This is a genomic window from Pelosinus propionicus DSM 13327 (genome assembly GCF_900114615.1).
In the GTDB taxonomy this organism is placed as follows: Bacteria; Bacillota; Negativicutes; order DSM-13327; family DSM-13327; genus Pelosinus; species Pelosinus propionicus.
Genome location: NZ_FOTS01000080.1, coordinates 1 through 14,873, shown reverse-complemented (window position 1 = coordinate 14,873; position 14,873 = coordinate 1). Strand labels below are relative to the sequence as shown.

Annotated in this window: 11 protein-coding genes and 1 pseudogene; 5 read left to right on the top strand and 7 right to left on the bottom strand. The window is 39.8% G+C overall.

Translation table 11 applies throughout. From position 1 onward, the window contains the following. Both BMZ99_RS26840 and BMZ99_RS24430 read right to left on the bottom strand, forming a co-directional pair. A pseudogene (locus BMZ99_RS26840) lies at positions 1-218 on the bottom strand (hypothetical protein); the annotation flags it as partial. A 131-nt stretch (positions 219-349) separates the two neighbouring features. Beyond that, complete coding sequence (locus BMZ99_RS24430) at positions 350-1,309, bottom strand: DMT family transporter (protein ID WP_090944217.1); 960 nt, start codon at positions 1,307-1,309, stop codon at positions 350-352. Between the two features lie 121 nt (positions 1,310-1,430). Between BMZ99_RS24430 and BMZ99_RS24425 the strand changes: the two genes are divergently transcribed. The 4 genes from BMZ99_RS24425 (at position 1,431) to BMZ99_RS24410 (ending at position 5,921) form a co-directional block, all read left to right on the top strand. Continuing rightward, positions 1,431-2,315 (top strand): LysR family transcriptional regulator, encoded by an 885-nt coding sequence (locus tag BMZ99_RS24425; RefSeq protein WP_090944213.1) that lies wholly within the window; start codon positions 1,431-1,433, stop codon positions 2,313-2,315. An 80-nt stretch (positions 2,316-2,395) separates the two neighbouring features. Then, positions 2,396-3,322, top strand: a complete 927-nt coding sequence (locus tag BMZ99_RS24420; RefSeq protein ID WP_090944210.1) for a DMT family transporter — start codon at positions 2,396-2,398, stop codon at positions 3,320-3,322. Between the two features lie 125 nt (positions 3,323-3,447). Next, entirely contained in the window at positions 3,448-5,337 is a 1,890-nt protein-coding gene (locus BMZ99_RS24415) for a thiamine pyrophosphate-dependent enzyme (protein WP_090944207.1), read from the top strand. Then, positions 5,337-5,921 carry a 2-oxoacid:acceptor oxidoreductase family protein gene (locus tag BMZ99_RS24410; RefSeq protein WP_090944205.1) on the top strand — a complete coding sequence of 195 codons (585 nt, stop codon included), beginning with the start codon at positions 5,337-5,339 and terminating at the stop codon, positions 5,919-5,921. Before BMZ99_RS24415 ends, BMZ99_RS24410 begins: the two co-directional genes overlap by 1 nt. Before the next feature lie 50 nt (positions 5,922-5,971). On the opposite strand, the gene BMZ99_RS24405 is transcribed toward BMZ99_RS24410, so the two are convergent. From BMZ99_RS24405 to BMZ99_RS24390, 4 genes are all read right to left on the bottom strand, one after another. Then, on the bottom strand, positions 5,972-7,324 hold the full coding sequence (locus BMZ99_RS24405) for a nitrogenase component 1 (protein ID WP_090944202.1): 1,353 nt from the start codon (positions 7,322-7,324) through the stop codon (positions 5,972-5,974). After that, a complete protein-coding gene (locus BMZ99_RS24400; RefSeq protein WP_090944200.1) occupies positions 7,317-8,855 on the bottom strand; it encodes a nitrogenase component 1 in 1,539 nt (512 codons plus the stop codon). Before BMZ99_RS24400 ends, BMZ99_RS24405 begins: the two co-directional genes overlap by 8 nt. Before the next feature lie 253 nt (positions 8,856-9,108). Then, positions 9,109-10,293 (bottom strand): phosphopentomutase, encoded by a 1,185-nt coding sequence (gene deoB / locus BMZ99_RS24395; protein WP_090944197.1) that lies wholly within the window; start codon positions 10,291-10,293, stop codon positions 9,109-9,111. 163 nt (positions 10,294-10,456) lie between these two features. Then, positions 10,457-11,905 (bottom strand): amino acid permease, encoded by a 1,449-nt coding sequence (locus BMZ99_RS24390; RefSeq protein ID WP_090944194.1) that lies wholly within the window; start codon positions 11,903-11,905, stop codon positions 10,457-10,459. Positions 11,906-12,127: 222 nt separating this feature from the next. Between BMZ99_RS24390 and BMZ99_RS24385 the strand changes: the two genes are divergently transcribed. Continuing rightward, complete coding sequence (locus BMZ99_RS24385) at positions 12,128-12,583, top strand: aminoacyl-tRNA deacylase (protein ID WP_090944191.1); 456 nt, start codon at positions 12,128-12,130, stop codon at positions 12,581-12,583. Between the two features lie 71 nt (positions 12,584-12,654). Here BMZ99_RS24385 and BMZ99_RS24380 read toward each other — a convergent pair. Continuing rightward, the coding region (locus BMZ99_RS24380) for an isoleucine--tRNA ligase (protein WP_090944188.1) at positions 12,655-14,873 on the bottom strand (2,219 nt) is incomplete at its 5' end.

The following is a 14,873-nucleotide window of genomic DNA, read 5'->3' as shown; positions in this document are numbered from 1 at the left end:
TAAACGATAATTTTGAAAAGCATTTTAGGTGAGACTACTGATTTTCTGCCTTTACGAGAATACGCTTTGTATAACAGCGAATAATCAAGTTGATCCATTATCTTACTTAACAGCCTGACCGAATCGTTTTCTGGTATGAGGATTTCGATAGGAAGCGGTAAAACTAGTTGATATGAATTTGTTTTTGTTGTAGGATTTATATGTGTAAAGTTTTTCATAGCAGTTTAATTCTACACCAAGAGGCAGGTTCTTCGGAACCTGCCTCTTGTATTTTTAATACATATAAGGGACTATCTCAATTTCTTATTGAGACAGCCCCTTTTTACTATGCATATTGCAGGAATCATTTTCAATTTGCGCAATAAGGGCATTTCTCAGCAGACTTGCAGATATCGACATCTGGAGTACTGACATAAATTTCAATAGAGTCATTTCTCTTTTGACTTGTTAATAATAATCCTAAGATTACCATTCCCCCACCCCATAATTGAGCCCCTGTGATTACGCCTCCCAATAGAAGAGTGATCATAGCCGTGTAAACAGGAATTAGATTTACAGTAAGATTAGCAATATTTGTACCCACCGTACGAACTGAAAAATTCCATAAAACAAACGCACACACAGAAGCGAAAAAACCAACATATAAAATTCCATTAAACCCCATTGTACTGATCTGATAAATTGGAAGAGGCTGCACGATTAAAAATGGAATCATAATTACTACAGCAATTAGCGAAGAAAGAGCAACAGCCGTAACCGGAGGTATTCGATCTGACATCTTGCATAAGAAAGCATATATCATCCAGCATACATCTGCACCAATCATCAAAAGGTCTCCCTTATTCAAATCCATTTGAAAAACTTGCATAAGCTTGCCGCCAGTCAGCAATGTTGTCACACCTAAGAACGAAACAATTAGACCTGATAGCTGCACTAATGAGATTTTTTCTTTCCATATGATAAAAGAAAAAATCATCGTAATGGCAGGGGTAAGAGAAAACACTAACGTTCCATTTGTGGGAGTTGTAAACTGTAATGCAGAATAGGTAAAAAGATTAAATAAAATTCCTCCCGTTATCCCCATGCATGTTAAAATCACCCACGAATTTTTCAATATCTTTTTCATCATATCATAACTTAAATTCTCATATCGTGCTGCAATCGGAAACAGAAGACTGCACGCAATCAACCAACGTAAAAATGTAATCCACATTGGCGAAAATTCATTAATTAATATCTTTCCAAAGACAAAATTACCTGCCCATAATAAGTTGCATAACAAAAGAAATAAAAATGCTTGATATCTCATCTTATTCCCTCCCTTACTCAAATTTCTTGTTAGACTTAATTATAAGAGAGAATTTTCAATTGTTCAATTTAATAATATTTAGTATAATCATTGTTATAAACTATGATCGGATGTGAAAATTATGGAACTTCGGCATTTAGAATATTTTATGACCATGTACCAAGAACTTCATTTTACAAAGGCAGCTGAAAAATTAAACATTTCTCAACCTACCTTAAGTCAACAAATTCGTATTTTAGAAAGCGAAATCGGCTCCCCCCTATTCGACCGAATCGGTAAAAAAGTTTTTGTCACCAAAGCAGGTGATATTCTCTATCATCATTGCTTACAAATCTTTGGAGAATTAAAACAAGCACACACTGCGATTGAGGAATTAGAAGGATTAAAACGCGGTCACCTTGCGGTTGGCTGTTCTGGAAGTCACTTGCTAATCTCTTCTGTTGTAAAATTTCATACTCGCTACCCTGGTGTTAAAATATCCATTGTGCAATTATCCACAGAAGAAATAAAAGAACAATTATTAACAAATGAATTAGATATCGGCATTGCCTTTCTTCCATTAGATGATCTTCAATTAGAAAATCTTCATCTCTATACCGAAGAATTATGTATTGCAGTGCACAAAGACAATCCACTTGCCAAACACTCAAATGTAGCTTTAGAAATGCTACAATCCATCCCCATTGTTTTACTCCCTCCTAAATATATCATCAGACAATTTATTGACCAAGCTACAGAAAAACTCGGTTTTCTATTAAATCCCATGATAGAAATAATGCCTTTCGAGCATTTATTAGAAATTGTAGGCCGTAATATTGCAGTAACCATTCTTCCTCGCTCTTATATTAATAGTTTTGGAAATGATCATATAATCTCCATCCCTATAGACGATCCTCACATGAAAAAATCCATGGGCGTTATCTATCGAAAAGACATTATCATTCCTGCAGCCACAGACAAATTTATAGAAGAGTTGATCCTTGGATTCAAAAATTTCCATTTCTAACAATTTCGAAAATGTCTCTTTCCCTTTCTGCAAAGCTATGATAAGATAAATAAATATTTAAAATGCAGAGGATGACGATATTGAAAAACACAGCAAACAACCGCCGCATATACTTACTACTGATCCTAGTTGTGGTTCTCTGGGGAGTTAATGTGGTGTCCATTAAGTATCTTACTCAATTTTTCCCACCGTTAGCATTGGCTCCAATACGCTTATTTCTGGCAAGCGCCTTACTGCTGCCCTTTGCATGGCGACAGCATGGTTATAAGAAACTATCGTTCAGAGAATGGAGCCCCATCATTGGTGTTTCGATGTTCTGTATTTTTTTTCATCAGATCGTACTCACCATGGGATTGACTGCTACCAGCGGAATACATGGAGTTCTTATTTTGGGACTCAATCCCTTATTTACAACCATTTTTGCTAGCTTGCTGCTAAAAGAAGAATTTACCTGGGCCAAAGGAATCGCAATACTATTTGGATTCAGCGGCTTGTTATTAGTTGTTTCTGGCAGTTCAGAAGGCAGCGCTACCCTAGTTGGTGACGGGATGATGTTTATTGCAACCATTACCTTTGTCATAGGGTCCTTATTTGTAAAAAAAGCTACCTTGTTTGTCCCCCCTTTAATTGTTACTGCCTATAGTCACTGCGTAGCAGCTGTTGGTTTACTGGTCATGGGTCTCTTTGTAAATCCGATATGGAATTATCCAGGCGCTTACGATTTCTGGCCAATAGCAGTTTTACTTTTTTCCAGTTTCTTTAGTACAGCATTAGGAGCATTATGGTGGAATACAGCAATACAGCAAGTTGGTGCTTCAACATCCTCTCTTTTTCAAAATGGCTCTCCGATAATAGGAGTCCTTGCATCTGCCATTTTCCTGGGAGAGCAATTATATTGGTATCACTTTGTGGCTCTTTTACTTGTTATATTAGGAGTCAGCTTAGGCACAGGAGTCATTCGTGTTCCACATCGTTTGCTGCTGCTAGGCAGCAAGCTTCGTCATTAATAAAATCTGCCACTAAAAAGAAGGTCTTACTGATATCCGGTAAGTCCTTCTTTTTTATTTTTTTCCTATTTAAATTTTTAGCATGCCACTGTCATTAATTCTATAAAATACATAGAGGTGATGGAATGAAAAAGCTAGGTAATGTTCTTATCTCGCCATATGGAAGTACCGAGATTGTCATGGGTAATACGGCTATCGTTCGTGGAATGATTGAATCAGGTGTTAGAGTTGTCACATCCTACCCTGGTTCCCCTACACCAGAAATTGCTGCAGCCATAACAGCAATTCCCAAAGACAAAAACCCTCTTTATTTTGAGTTTTCAACCAATGAAAAAGTCGCTACAGAAGTTGCCTTTGGTGCTTCTATTAATGGGCATTTATCAACTGTCTTTTTCAAAAGCGTCGGACTAAACGTTGCTGCCGACACCTTTGTTCAGCTCGGGCACATGGAAGTAATCGGCGGCATGGTGATTGTACTCGGTGACGACCCAGGAGCCAATTCATCACAAAACGAACAAGATAATCGTCATTATGCCCGCCTTGCCTATCTTCCTATGTTGGAGCCATCTACCCCAACTGAAGCTTATACGATGTTTAAAGAAGCCGCTCAACTATCGAAAAAGCGTTGTATGCCAGTGATTTTAAGAATGACTACTCATGTCTGCCACGCAAAAGAAAATGTTACCTTTTCCTCTTGGACACCTCTGCCCCTTGATCATTCATCTTGCTTTAACGTAGATAATGGTCCCTATATACCTTTAACTACGAAGCTGGTCCTGCCTTTAAAACGACGAGCCTTAGAAAAACTAGCTCAATTCTCTGTTGATGCAGATACCTCCTCTCTAAATACTATTATAAACAATAATAACCCCCTTTATGGAATCATAACGATGGGAGCCCCCTTTCAATCCTTACAAGATGTAGTAGAGGAAAGCAGTTTAAAGCCCGATATTCTTAAGCTAGGTATTATTCATCCTTTGCCGAAGTACCTAGTTGCCGATTTTATTCGCCAGCACAAGGAAGTCAAAATCCTAGAAGAATTGGATGACTTCATCGAACAGCAAGTGAAGGCACTCGCTTATGATCAAGGTATCTCCACGAAAATAATCGGTAAGCAGGACTACGAAGACTGGCTGAATGAATACACTCCTGAAAAAGTATATAAGATTCTTCAAAAAACATGGCCTCATTTACTCCCCAATAAAAAAAACGCTGCCCCTTTTTTGCACTGGTCACCCAGGCCAGCACAGCTCTGCCCAGGGTGCGGGCATCGTTCGGCATTTCATGCGATTAAGCAAGCTCTTGATCCGAATGATATTACGGTTGCTGATATCGGCTGCCACACCCTTGGCATTATGGAACCGTATCATATGGGGCAAGTACTATTATGCATGGGACACAGCTGTGGTACTGCTGCCGGCCTTTCCCTCTTTAATAACAGCCGTAAGGTAGTTGCCTTCTTAGGAGATTCCACCTTCTTTCATGCTGGTTTACCAGGAATTATTAATGCCGTTTTTAATCATCACAACTTCACTCTGATTCTCCTTGACAACGGAACTACCGCTATGACTGGTCACCAAAGTCATCCTGGTGTCGGTTACAATGTTAATGGGCCAACAGAAAAGATCCCCATACGACAAGTATTAAATGGTATTGGAATTACGAATATCCGTGAAATCGATGCCTATGCACAAAATCATCTGACAGAAGCAGCTAAAGCAGCCCTTACTGAAAAAGGATTTAAAATAATCATAGCCAAACATCCTTGCATGCTAAAATTAATGAAAGAACATCATGCAAAAGGAAAGCCACTGCCTTCCCCTGTAGAAATTACAGACGACTGCAATCAAAATTATGCCTGTATAAGTGGCTTTGCATGTCCAACTTTTCAACGCAACGATGAAGGAGCCATAGTCGTCCATAAAGATCTTTGTATCGGCGACGGTTCCTGCAAACAAACCTGCCCTACAAAGGCGATCCTTCATAAACACCCAACAAAGGAGGGCAATAGCTGATGCCCGTAAAGATGGATATTTACATTATTGGAGTCGGCGGACAAGGCATTGGCTTATTGAGTGAAGTAATCATCCGAGCCGCTGACTATGCTGGGTTTCCAGTACGCGGAACCGATACCCATGGTCTTGCACAACGCGGCGGCACCGTATCATCCTGTGTTCGTATTGGTTCACATGCCCATTCTGCACTCATACAGACAGGATGTGCTGACTTGGTTATCGCATTGGAAAAAAATGAAGCCTTACGCGGCCTTAACTCCCATCTAAGAGATGGCGGAACACTGATCTATTATGATACTCAGTGGCAGCCTCTGCAAGTCAGGCTAAAAAAAGAACGTCTTTTAAAATCAGAAGATATCAGTGCTGCATGTCAATACCGCAGCATCCTGGAATACCAGATAGTACCTACAAAATTAAGTAACCCTAAAATGCAAAACATTGCCCTTCTTGCTAGTATTGCAAAACACAATAAGATTCCTGGCATAACCCCACTCCACTATGAACTAGCCCTCAACGATCTTCTAGAAGGAAATAAACTAGACAACAATCTCTCCCTATTCCGTTCCTTAATAGCAGCATTATGATGAAAAATCGGCTTGCAGTCCCCTTCTAAGAGTACTGCAAGCCGATTGTATTAAGCACTGGCTCCTACTGTGGTAGTATAAATTTTTTCCAGCAAAGTAAGAGCACCTCGATATCCTATATAAGATCTTGAAAGCACTACTTCATAAGATGCAGGAAATCCAACTTCTACAATCGCCCCCTTTAATTCCTTTGCTAAATCTCGTTCCCACGTTGTACCAAATACAATAGGAGGCTTATGTCCAAAATTCGTTTGCCTGATTTTCTGATGAATCGCATAACTATCTTCTTCAAATTCAACATCCGTAAAGACATCTTCTGCAATCGTTTGATACTGCTTACGAATTGCAGCGCGATATTCCTCCGGTGGATTTTCAGTAATAATCTGTTTTCCAGGAATGATTCCTAACTGGTTGACCAAAAATTTCGTTAAAGCAAGATTATACCCACTATCACCGATGACAGCAAATTTGGCAGGCAGTCCCCACCAATACTCGGCATAAAAATCAGAAAATCCTTCAAGATAATGATAATACTGCTTTTCCTCTTCCTTAATAAAGACTTCAGCTTTAGCAATATCCAGCTCTGCAAAATGTGTCACCTTGCGCAAAAATGCACTCGTTTCTTTTCCTCCAATAGGAATAACGGGAACGTGCAGGAAAGGCTGCCCATATTTATCTTCTAAATGTTTCGCTGTCTGCAGACCTAACCAAGGTGAGAGTACAAGATTGAATTGGGCCTTAGGAATATCCCTCCATTCTGCCACGCCCTTAGATTCCTGTCCAAAAAGTATATTGACTGTAAGACCAATCCCTTCTAATATCCGCTTAATCTCAGTAAGGTCACCACGCCAAAAGGTATTATGGTAAGGGAGCAGAGACCAAACATTTACAGAACCTTGCTTTTTCGGACCATCATAATCTCCTACATATTGATCAATGATCGCTCTCACCACTAGTTCATGCCCCGTAAAATTATTGCCTTTAAATCCCCCTGTTTCCGCATAAACAATCGAAACACCTTGATCCTGAAATTCTCGAACAATAGAACCTACATCATCGCCAACTAAATCAGAAATACAGCCTGTTAATACAACAAATAAATCTGCATCCAGAATTTTGATCGAAGCTTTGATGAGTTCACGCAAGCGATTTTCTCCTCCAAATACTACATCCAATTCTCTAGAATTTGTGCTGGGTACAACAGCACCGCCTCCATATCCTCCCCCCTGAAAACCATTATAGAAAGCAAGATTCATGAATTGCTTATCTGCACATCCAGGACCACAATGAACAATTGGAATTACCCCTGGAATAGCAGAAGCACTATGCATGGCAGCGATAGCACAAACATAGCGAATTTGCTGAATCGAATTCGTTTTATGTGAAACTTCAAGATTAAACATATGAAGGTTCCTCCTTATTGCCTAATTTGCTTTCCTTTGCCAAAACAAAGGGATCTTTCTGATCAAGCCACCACTGTTTATAAGGCAATTTCGTATGCGCCGCTAAATCTTGATGAAATTTCTTATGTGCCAAAATATCTAATATGGATTCACCTAAATTAATAATTCCCTGATACCCCAATGAATGATGCTCGTCTCCTAAAGGAGCAGCCGGAATACCCATGCGTGACGCCAAAGGAGCAAGACCATTATGGCGAATCAGAATAAAATCCGGATTGACTCGTTTCAGCAGGCCATAAAACTGATGCTGCTGCCGATTGCTTACACTAAAAAAAGGAACATCTCCATAATTGTCTACTAAATGCACTAGAGAATCCTGTCGGGGATCTTGACTGTCGTAGACAGGATCATGATGAAATACCAATGAACCATCCACTTCCACTCCCAATTCCCGGAGGACGGCAATTAAACCGTGAGCATAAGCAGAGCCAGTCGCAACATAACCTTTTTTCCCTTTAAGAAGCTCACGCAGTTCCGCCAGACGAGGAGCTATTCGTGCATGCTCTCTAGCAATATACGCTTCTGCTTTTTCTACTCGGTTAGTAACACGCGCTAATTCACGCAGCCAAGCATCTGTTCCCGCAAAGCCATAAGGCTGAGGTGCTTTGATTTCTGGTACACCAAATTCCTGTTCTAAGGCTGCGGCCATATAAGAAGATAAGGTATAGCAAAATCCAACTGTAGCCGCAGCTTCGGAGAGCTGTTCTAAATCCTCTACCGTTGCCAGATCAATCACATAATTGACCCGAAGATCCAGCTCCGCCAACATAGGAGTAAAGATATCAGATCCCCACAAATTAATAACGTTTACTAAATCTTCCTGCTTCTTAGGCTGTTTACGTACAATCTGCCTTACGATCCCATGCTGAGTGGCATCGAATCCAGTACTCCAATGCTTTGACTTAAATCCCTCACAATGCAGCGGAATAACTGGTATCTTCAGTTCTACCTCCATTTGGCTGGCTATACCATCTACATCATCTCCAATAATACCAGTAGCACAAGAGGTTGCAATAAAGATCACTTTGGGATGATTGCGTTCCCAAGCATCTCGAATGGATTGCTCCAGCTTAGCAGCCCCTCCATAGACCATATCTTCTTCCAAAAGATTCGTGCAGATGACATGCTGATTTTCCACTGGTAAATTGCGAAGCGCCAGACCATTGCGATAAATAGAATTATAGATGACTTGCCCTGCTCCACAGCCAATCGGAGAGTGTTGAATCAGCACGGCATTTCGCACATGACCCGCTTGACATTCTACCATTTGCTCACTACAAACAGAACCTTGCGTGAATGGCCCCTCCATTTCACAAAGTCTGCGTGCTTTATCCCCGCAAGTATTTTCACAATTACCTCGAGCATAAGCTGATTCTTTTGAAAGATCGGCTGCCTTTCCATCCCATGCAATGATGGTGCCAAGGCGCTGTTCACGACTTTCAACTACAGGTGTCTTTAAATTGATCTTCATACGACTTCCTCCTACTCGTTTCTCCTTTTAGCAAGTTGATTAACAATCATGATTCATATTGGAATAAAAAGAGGCGAAACAATTTGCTCAAAAAAGAGCAAACCGTTTCGCCTCCAAAACTTCTTTTGGTCAGTTCCACTAGAAAGTTATATGCGTTTAAATGATTACACTAACTATAATCTTACCGTAAAAAAATGTCAATAGTTTATTTTAACCTTAGTGATTTGATAATGTCGCAATTATTCATCTACTATTATTTTAACTCCTGTAAAAAACTATTGCCGTATTCCGGCATTTTCACTTGAAAATTCTCTGCAATGGTCGCACCAATATCTGCAAAAGATGTTCGTATAGGCAGTTCCTTGCCTTTAGCAAAGCGAGGAGAATAAGCAAGTAAGGGCACGTACTCTCTCGTGTGATCAGTGCCATGGTAAGTTGGATCATTTCCATGATCAGCAGTAATAATCAACAAATCTTCACTCGTCATCTTAGCGAACACTTCTGGTAAACGAGCATCATACTCTTCTAATGCTTTCCCATATCCTTTGGGATCACGACGATGCCCAAAGGAAGCATCAAAATCCACTAAATTTAAAAAACTAATACCGGTAAAGTCTCTATCCAAAACCTCAACCCACTTATCCATACCATCCATATTAGAGACGGTATGAATTGATTCTGTAACGCCCTCACCTTTATAAATGTCAGATATCTTTCCTAGAGCAATCACATCAAAATCTGCATCCTTCAACTCATTCATCACAGTCCGACCAAACGGTTTTAATGCATAATCATGACGATTAGCAGTGCGAGTAAAATTACCTGGCTCGCCCACAAATGGACGGGCAATGATACGCCCTACCTTATAAGGTTCTTCAAGAGTAATTTCTCTGCAAAATGCACAAATCTCATACAGTTCTTTCACTGGAATAATCTCTTCATGTGCAGCAATTTGCAACACCGAATCAGCAGATGTGTAAACAATAAGTGCCCCTGTTTTCACATGTTCCTCACCAAGCTCTTGAATGATTTGGGTTCCGCTTGCAGGCTTATTGGCGATAACTTTCCGTCCTGTTTTTTCTTCAATTCGGCGAATCAACTCATCCGGAAAGCCATTGGGAAATACACGAAAAGGCTTAGCGGTATAAAGTCCCATGATTTCCCAATGTCCCGCCATAGTATCCTTCCCTTTAGATAATTCCTGCATTTTTGTATAATAAGCAAGCGAATGATCTACAGGATCAATACCTTGAATGTTTCTAATATTAGAAAGACCTAGTTTACCCATATTCGGCATGTTAAGTCCCTCGCATGCTTTAGCAATATGCCCTAAAGTATCTACATCAAAATCACCAAAATCTGCAGCATCAGGCGCTTCGCCAATTCCAACAGAGTCCATCACAACTAAATGAATTCGTTTAAAACTTGTTGTAAGCATATTCTCCTCCTTGCCATATATTTTCTAAGATCATTCATATCCTACGAAAAGTAAACATATAATGGTACTATTCATAAATTTATCACCGAATATAAAACCTTCAACATATTATCTAAAAATTCCTCTTTTTGTGACAATGAGGCAACAATCGACTGCACCCAGGCTACGAAATATCATTTTTATCCTTTTCTTCTTTTACTTTTTTTGTTTTTTTCAGCTCAACCCCCAACTCTCTTGCCGCTTCAAACTGCAAACGATTAACGGGAAGCCTTTTTTCTACCAGCCTTTTCTGGTACATACTTTGACCTATATAAATCCCTGAGAATAAAATGACTAATATCACTCCTGCTACTAGGCCTGCCCCCTGCCCTGGAACTAAGGGCATACTTAAGATAATCATAAGAATACTGATAAAAGTTAGCCAAGATGTAATCGGATATCCTGGCAGCTGACATTTTCCTTCAGGTGGACAGCTATTGCCTCTTCGCAATTTATAATGAGTAGCCACAATTACTGCATAGGAGAAAAGCAATGCAAAACCACCGGAACTAACTAAGAAAAGGTATACTTGCTGAGGAAGCATAAAACCAAGCCCAAGTCCCACAAGCATCGCTATCCCGGAGAAAAGAATCCCACGATAGGGTACATTGCCCGCATCCTTGATCCATGAGGGAGCATGACCTTCATCAGCCAAAGATCGAATCATCCGGCCTAGCCCAAACATAGCAGCTAACATAGTAGAAAGTATGGCTGTCACCAATATCATTCCAATTGCATTTCCTGCCCAGCCCAAATTCCATCTAACCAAAGCAAAAGCTAGAGGACTTTCCTCAGCCGTCAAAACATTTGTTGGCACTAAGGGCAGTAAAACAACGATCGCTGCTACATATAATCCTACTAACCCAATAACCGTATATGTGATAGCCCTCGGTACTATCCGAACAGGGTCCGTTGTTTCTGATGCCGCTAAACCAATAATCTCAAAACCCGCATACGTAAACATCACAATAAGCATACTTCCGGCAATCCCCCATATGCCAGCTGGAAATAAAGGTTCATCTGCGATTGCCCCTATTCCTACAGCAGCTATTCCTGGCATAAATCCGCCAATCAAAGCAACTCCCAGAACAATAAAACCGATGATAGCGAACAGTTTTACTGCCGCTAATCCACTCTCTAATTTACTGAGCTGATCAGCGCCTAATAAATTGAGTAGTGATACCCCGATAATAATGACAGCTCCTAAGAAAGGCAGAGAAATGTTAGGAAGCCATGTACGCAAAATAATAGACACAGCAGTAGCTTCACTGGACATAGCTAAGACCAGGCCACTCCAATATACCCAACCAACAACAAACCCCGCCCCAGGACCATAGGCTTTTTGAGCAAAAGTCCGAAAAGATCCAGGTGCAGGATCAGCTACTGTCATTTCTGATAAAGCAAATAATATAACATAAACAATAGCACCTCCCAACAAATAAGAGATAATGATTCCTGGGCCCGCTGTACGAATGGCTACTGCCGATCCCAAGAAGAACGATCCCCCAATTACAGTTCCAAGTGCCATCATGGCCAATTGCCAAGCTGATAAACCATTCTCTCTTTTTTCCAAATTCAGACCTCCTAATTCATAAAGAAAATATCATAGTATCAGTATCTCCTTCACTGATTTAAGTTATGACCCTTATGTAGAAAAAATCGAAATTCAAAGAATCCTTATGCTGGCAAAGTAACTTATTCATGCTAAAATGAAATCGTATGATAAAATTTTAACTTCTTGTGATTCTTATGAGTCATAATCAATATAATAATAGAAAAACATAGGAGGTGCTTTATGGATATTGTCAAAAACATCTTAGAAACTAGTCACTTTGCGCACGAATTTATTTATCACAATCAACCTCTGCTAACAGCGCAGGAAGGTGCTGATTACTTTAAAATTGACACTGGTCAAACTGCACCTACCCTAATTATTAAAACAGATATTGATTTCTTTGCTCTTGTTATTTCTGGTAGTTCCAGGCGGGTTAAATTACAGGACCTTTCTTTTCTTTTGGGCTGTAAAAAGATTAGAATGGCAAACCGGGAAGAGGTTAAAGAGCGAACAGGATTCGATGCAGGAAATCTTCCGATGATCGGCATACCACTTCCCCATATTTTAGATAAGCAGCTATTCTCCTATCCTTGCATCTATGGAGGTTCGGGACAATTGAATCGAACACTTAAAATTACACCTCTTGCCTTACAGCAATTGAATACAGTGATTGCAATTACAACCGTGTTCAGATAACAATCTATTCCATAATATCCATCAAAACAAAAAACTACTCACATTTTTCAACATGAGTAGTTTTTATCATCTTATTGCTTAACAAGAGCCAGCTTCAGTAATTCACCGTTAATCGTTACATCAGTATACTCTCTAACTTCATCAAATACAATTTCCACAGCTAAGGTTTCGTTTATAATATAATCTCGATATTGTCGTACAACTTCTTCTAGAAGAGCATTTCCCGTCATATAAATCTTAATTTTATCCATGACTTCAAAGGAACTATCTTTTCTCATATTCTGGAGTTTGCTAATGATTTCTCTAGCATATCCTTCCGTTCGTAACGTTTCAGAAATATGGGTGTCAAGAACAACACCGATATCACCTTCCCCTGCAAAAGCAAATCCCTCTAAACCACTCATGGTAACCAATAAATTTTCAGCATTAAATTCAATAGGCGTGCCATCAATTTCAATTATAATCGATTGACCACTTGTGATCTTTAATGCCAACTCCATTTGATCCATAGCAGCGATCGCTTTTCTGATCCCAGGTATAAATCTGCCATGGCTTTTTCCTAGTACTGGTGAATTGGGTTTTACATTATAACTTACATAGTCTGACATATTAGCATTAACTTCTACATCTTTAAGATTCAATTCTTCCTTAATAATCGCAATGTAATACTCGGGCAATTCCTTGGTACTCAGCAGCATTTTGGAAAGAGGCTGCCGATTTTTTATATTAGCCAGATTTCTCGCGCTGCGCCCAAGACTGCAAATCTTATAAGTCAATTCCATCTCTTGTTCCAGCTGCTGATCAACAAGATTTTCATCGTAATCAGGCCACCTGCACAGATGAACACTCTCTGGTGCCTTTTCATCAAGCTGAACTACAAGATTTTGATAAATTTCTTCCGTTATAAAAGGGACAAACGGTGCTGCTACAATAACCAGATTTTTTAGCACGGTGTGTAGAGTAAGATAAGCATGGATCTTATCATCAATCATATCCATCGCCCAATAACGAGTTCGATTTCTCCTTACATACCAATTTGACAGTTCATCGGTAAAATCTTGGATAAGCTCTGCAGCTTTTGTTATATCATATGCTTCCAAATTTTCATCCACTTTATGGATCATGGTATTTAATTTGGATATAATCCATTTGTCCATGACATGGCTGCTTGTTCTTCCTTGGTACTTAGTAGGATCAAACTGGTCAATCTGTGCATACAGCACATAGAACGAATATACATTCCATAACGTATTCAAGAATTTGCGCTGTACTTCAATGACTGCATCTTCATAAAAGCGTGAAGGAAGCCAAGGAGCACTAGCAGTATAAAAATACCATCGCAATGCATCTGCACCTTGATTTTCTAAGACTGTAAAGGGGCTTAGAACATTTCCCTTATGCTTTGACATCTTAATACCATTTTTATCTAGTACATGCCCAAGGACGATGCAATTTTCAAAGGAACTCTTATCAAATATAGCTGTAGATATGGCAAGCAGCGTGTAAAACCAACCTCTCGTCTGGTCCACAGCCTCTGATATAAACTGTGCAGGGAAGTTTTGCTCAAACAATTCTTTATTTTCAAAAGGGTAATGATGCTGCGCAAAAGGCATGGAACCCGAATCATACCAGCAATCAATCACCTCGCTCACCCTTTTCATTTCCTTACCGCAAACGCTGCATTGCAGCAGTACATGATCAATATAAGGTTTGTGAAGCTCAATATCGTCAGATACCTGAATTGCTTTTTCCTTTAATTCGGCAATACTGCCAATACAATCCCGATGCCCACAATCGCATTCCCAAATGGGCAAAGGAGTGCCCCAGTATCGTTCCCGGCTTAGTCCCCAATCAATAACATTTTCTAAAAAATTACCAAAACGGCCTTTCTTTACGTTGTCAGGATACCAATGAATCGTATCATTATTCTCCAGGAGTTTCTCTCGCAGGGAAGACATCCTTACAAACCATGAATCTCGCGGATAATACAAAAGTGGTGTATCACAGCGCCAGCAAAATGGATAGGAATGAAGATATTTTTCTGCTTTGTAGAGAATACCGCTCTCCTTCATAGTCTCAATGATTTTCTCATCGGCTTTTTTAACAAACATTCCTTGCCATGGGGTAACTTCTTCTATGAAATTTCCCTGAACATCCACCAAATTAATCAAAGGAAGATCATATTTCTGCCCTACTCGGTTATCATCTTCACCGTAAGCAGGTGCAATATGAACCACTCCTGTACCATCGCTGAGTGTTACAAAATCTCCATGAATAACATAATAGGCTT

Coding starts and splice junctions, on each gene's coding strand:
- BMZ99_RS24430 (WP_090944217.1), bottom strand. CDS start 1,309: ATGAGATATCAAGCATTTTTATTTCTTTTGTTATGCAACTTATTATGG.
- BMZ99_RS24425 (WP_090944213.1), top strand. CDS start 1,431: ATGGAACTTCGGCATTTAGAATATTTTATGACCATGTACCAAGAACTT.
- BMZ99_RS24415 (WP_090944207.1), top strand. CDS start 3,448: ATGAAAAAGCTAGGTAATGTTCTTATCTCGCCATATGGAAGTACCGAG.
- BMZ99_RS24410 (WP_090944205.1), top strand. CDS start 5,337: ATGCCCGTAAAGATGGATATTTACATTATTGGAGTCGGCGGACAAGGC.
- BMZ99_RS24405 (WP_090944202.1), bottom strand. CDS start 7,324: ATGTTTAATCTTGAAGTTTCACATAAAACGAATTCGATTCAGCAAATT.
- BMZ99_RS24400 (WP_090944200.1), bottom strand. CDS start 8,855: ATGAAGATCAATTTAAAGACACCTGTAGTTGAAAGTCGTGAACAGCGC.
- deoB (WP_090944197.1), bottom strand. CDS start 10,293: ATGCTTACAACAAGTTTTAAACGAATTCATTTAGTTGTGATGGACTCT.
- BMZ99_RS24385 (WP_090944191.1), top strand. CDS start 12,128: ATGGATATTGTCAAAAACATCTTAGAAACTAGTCACTTTGCGCACGAA.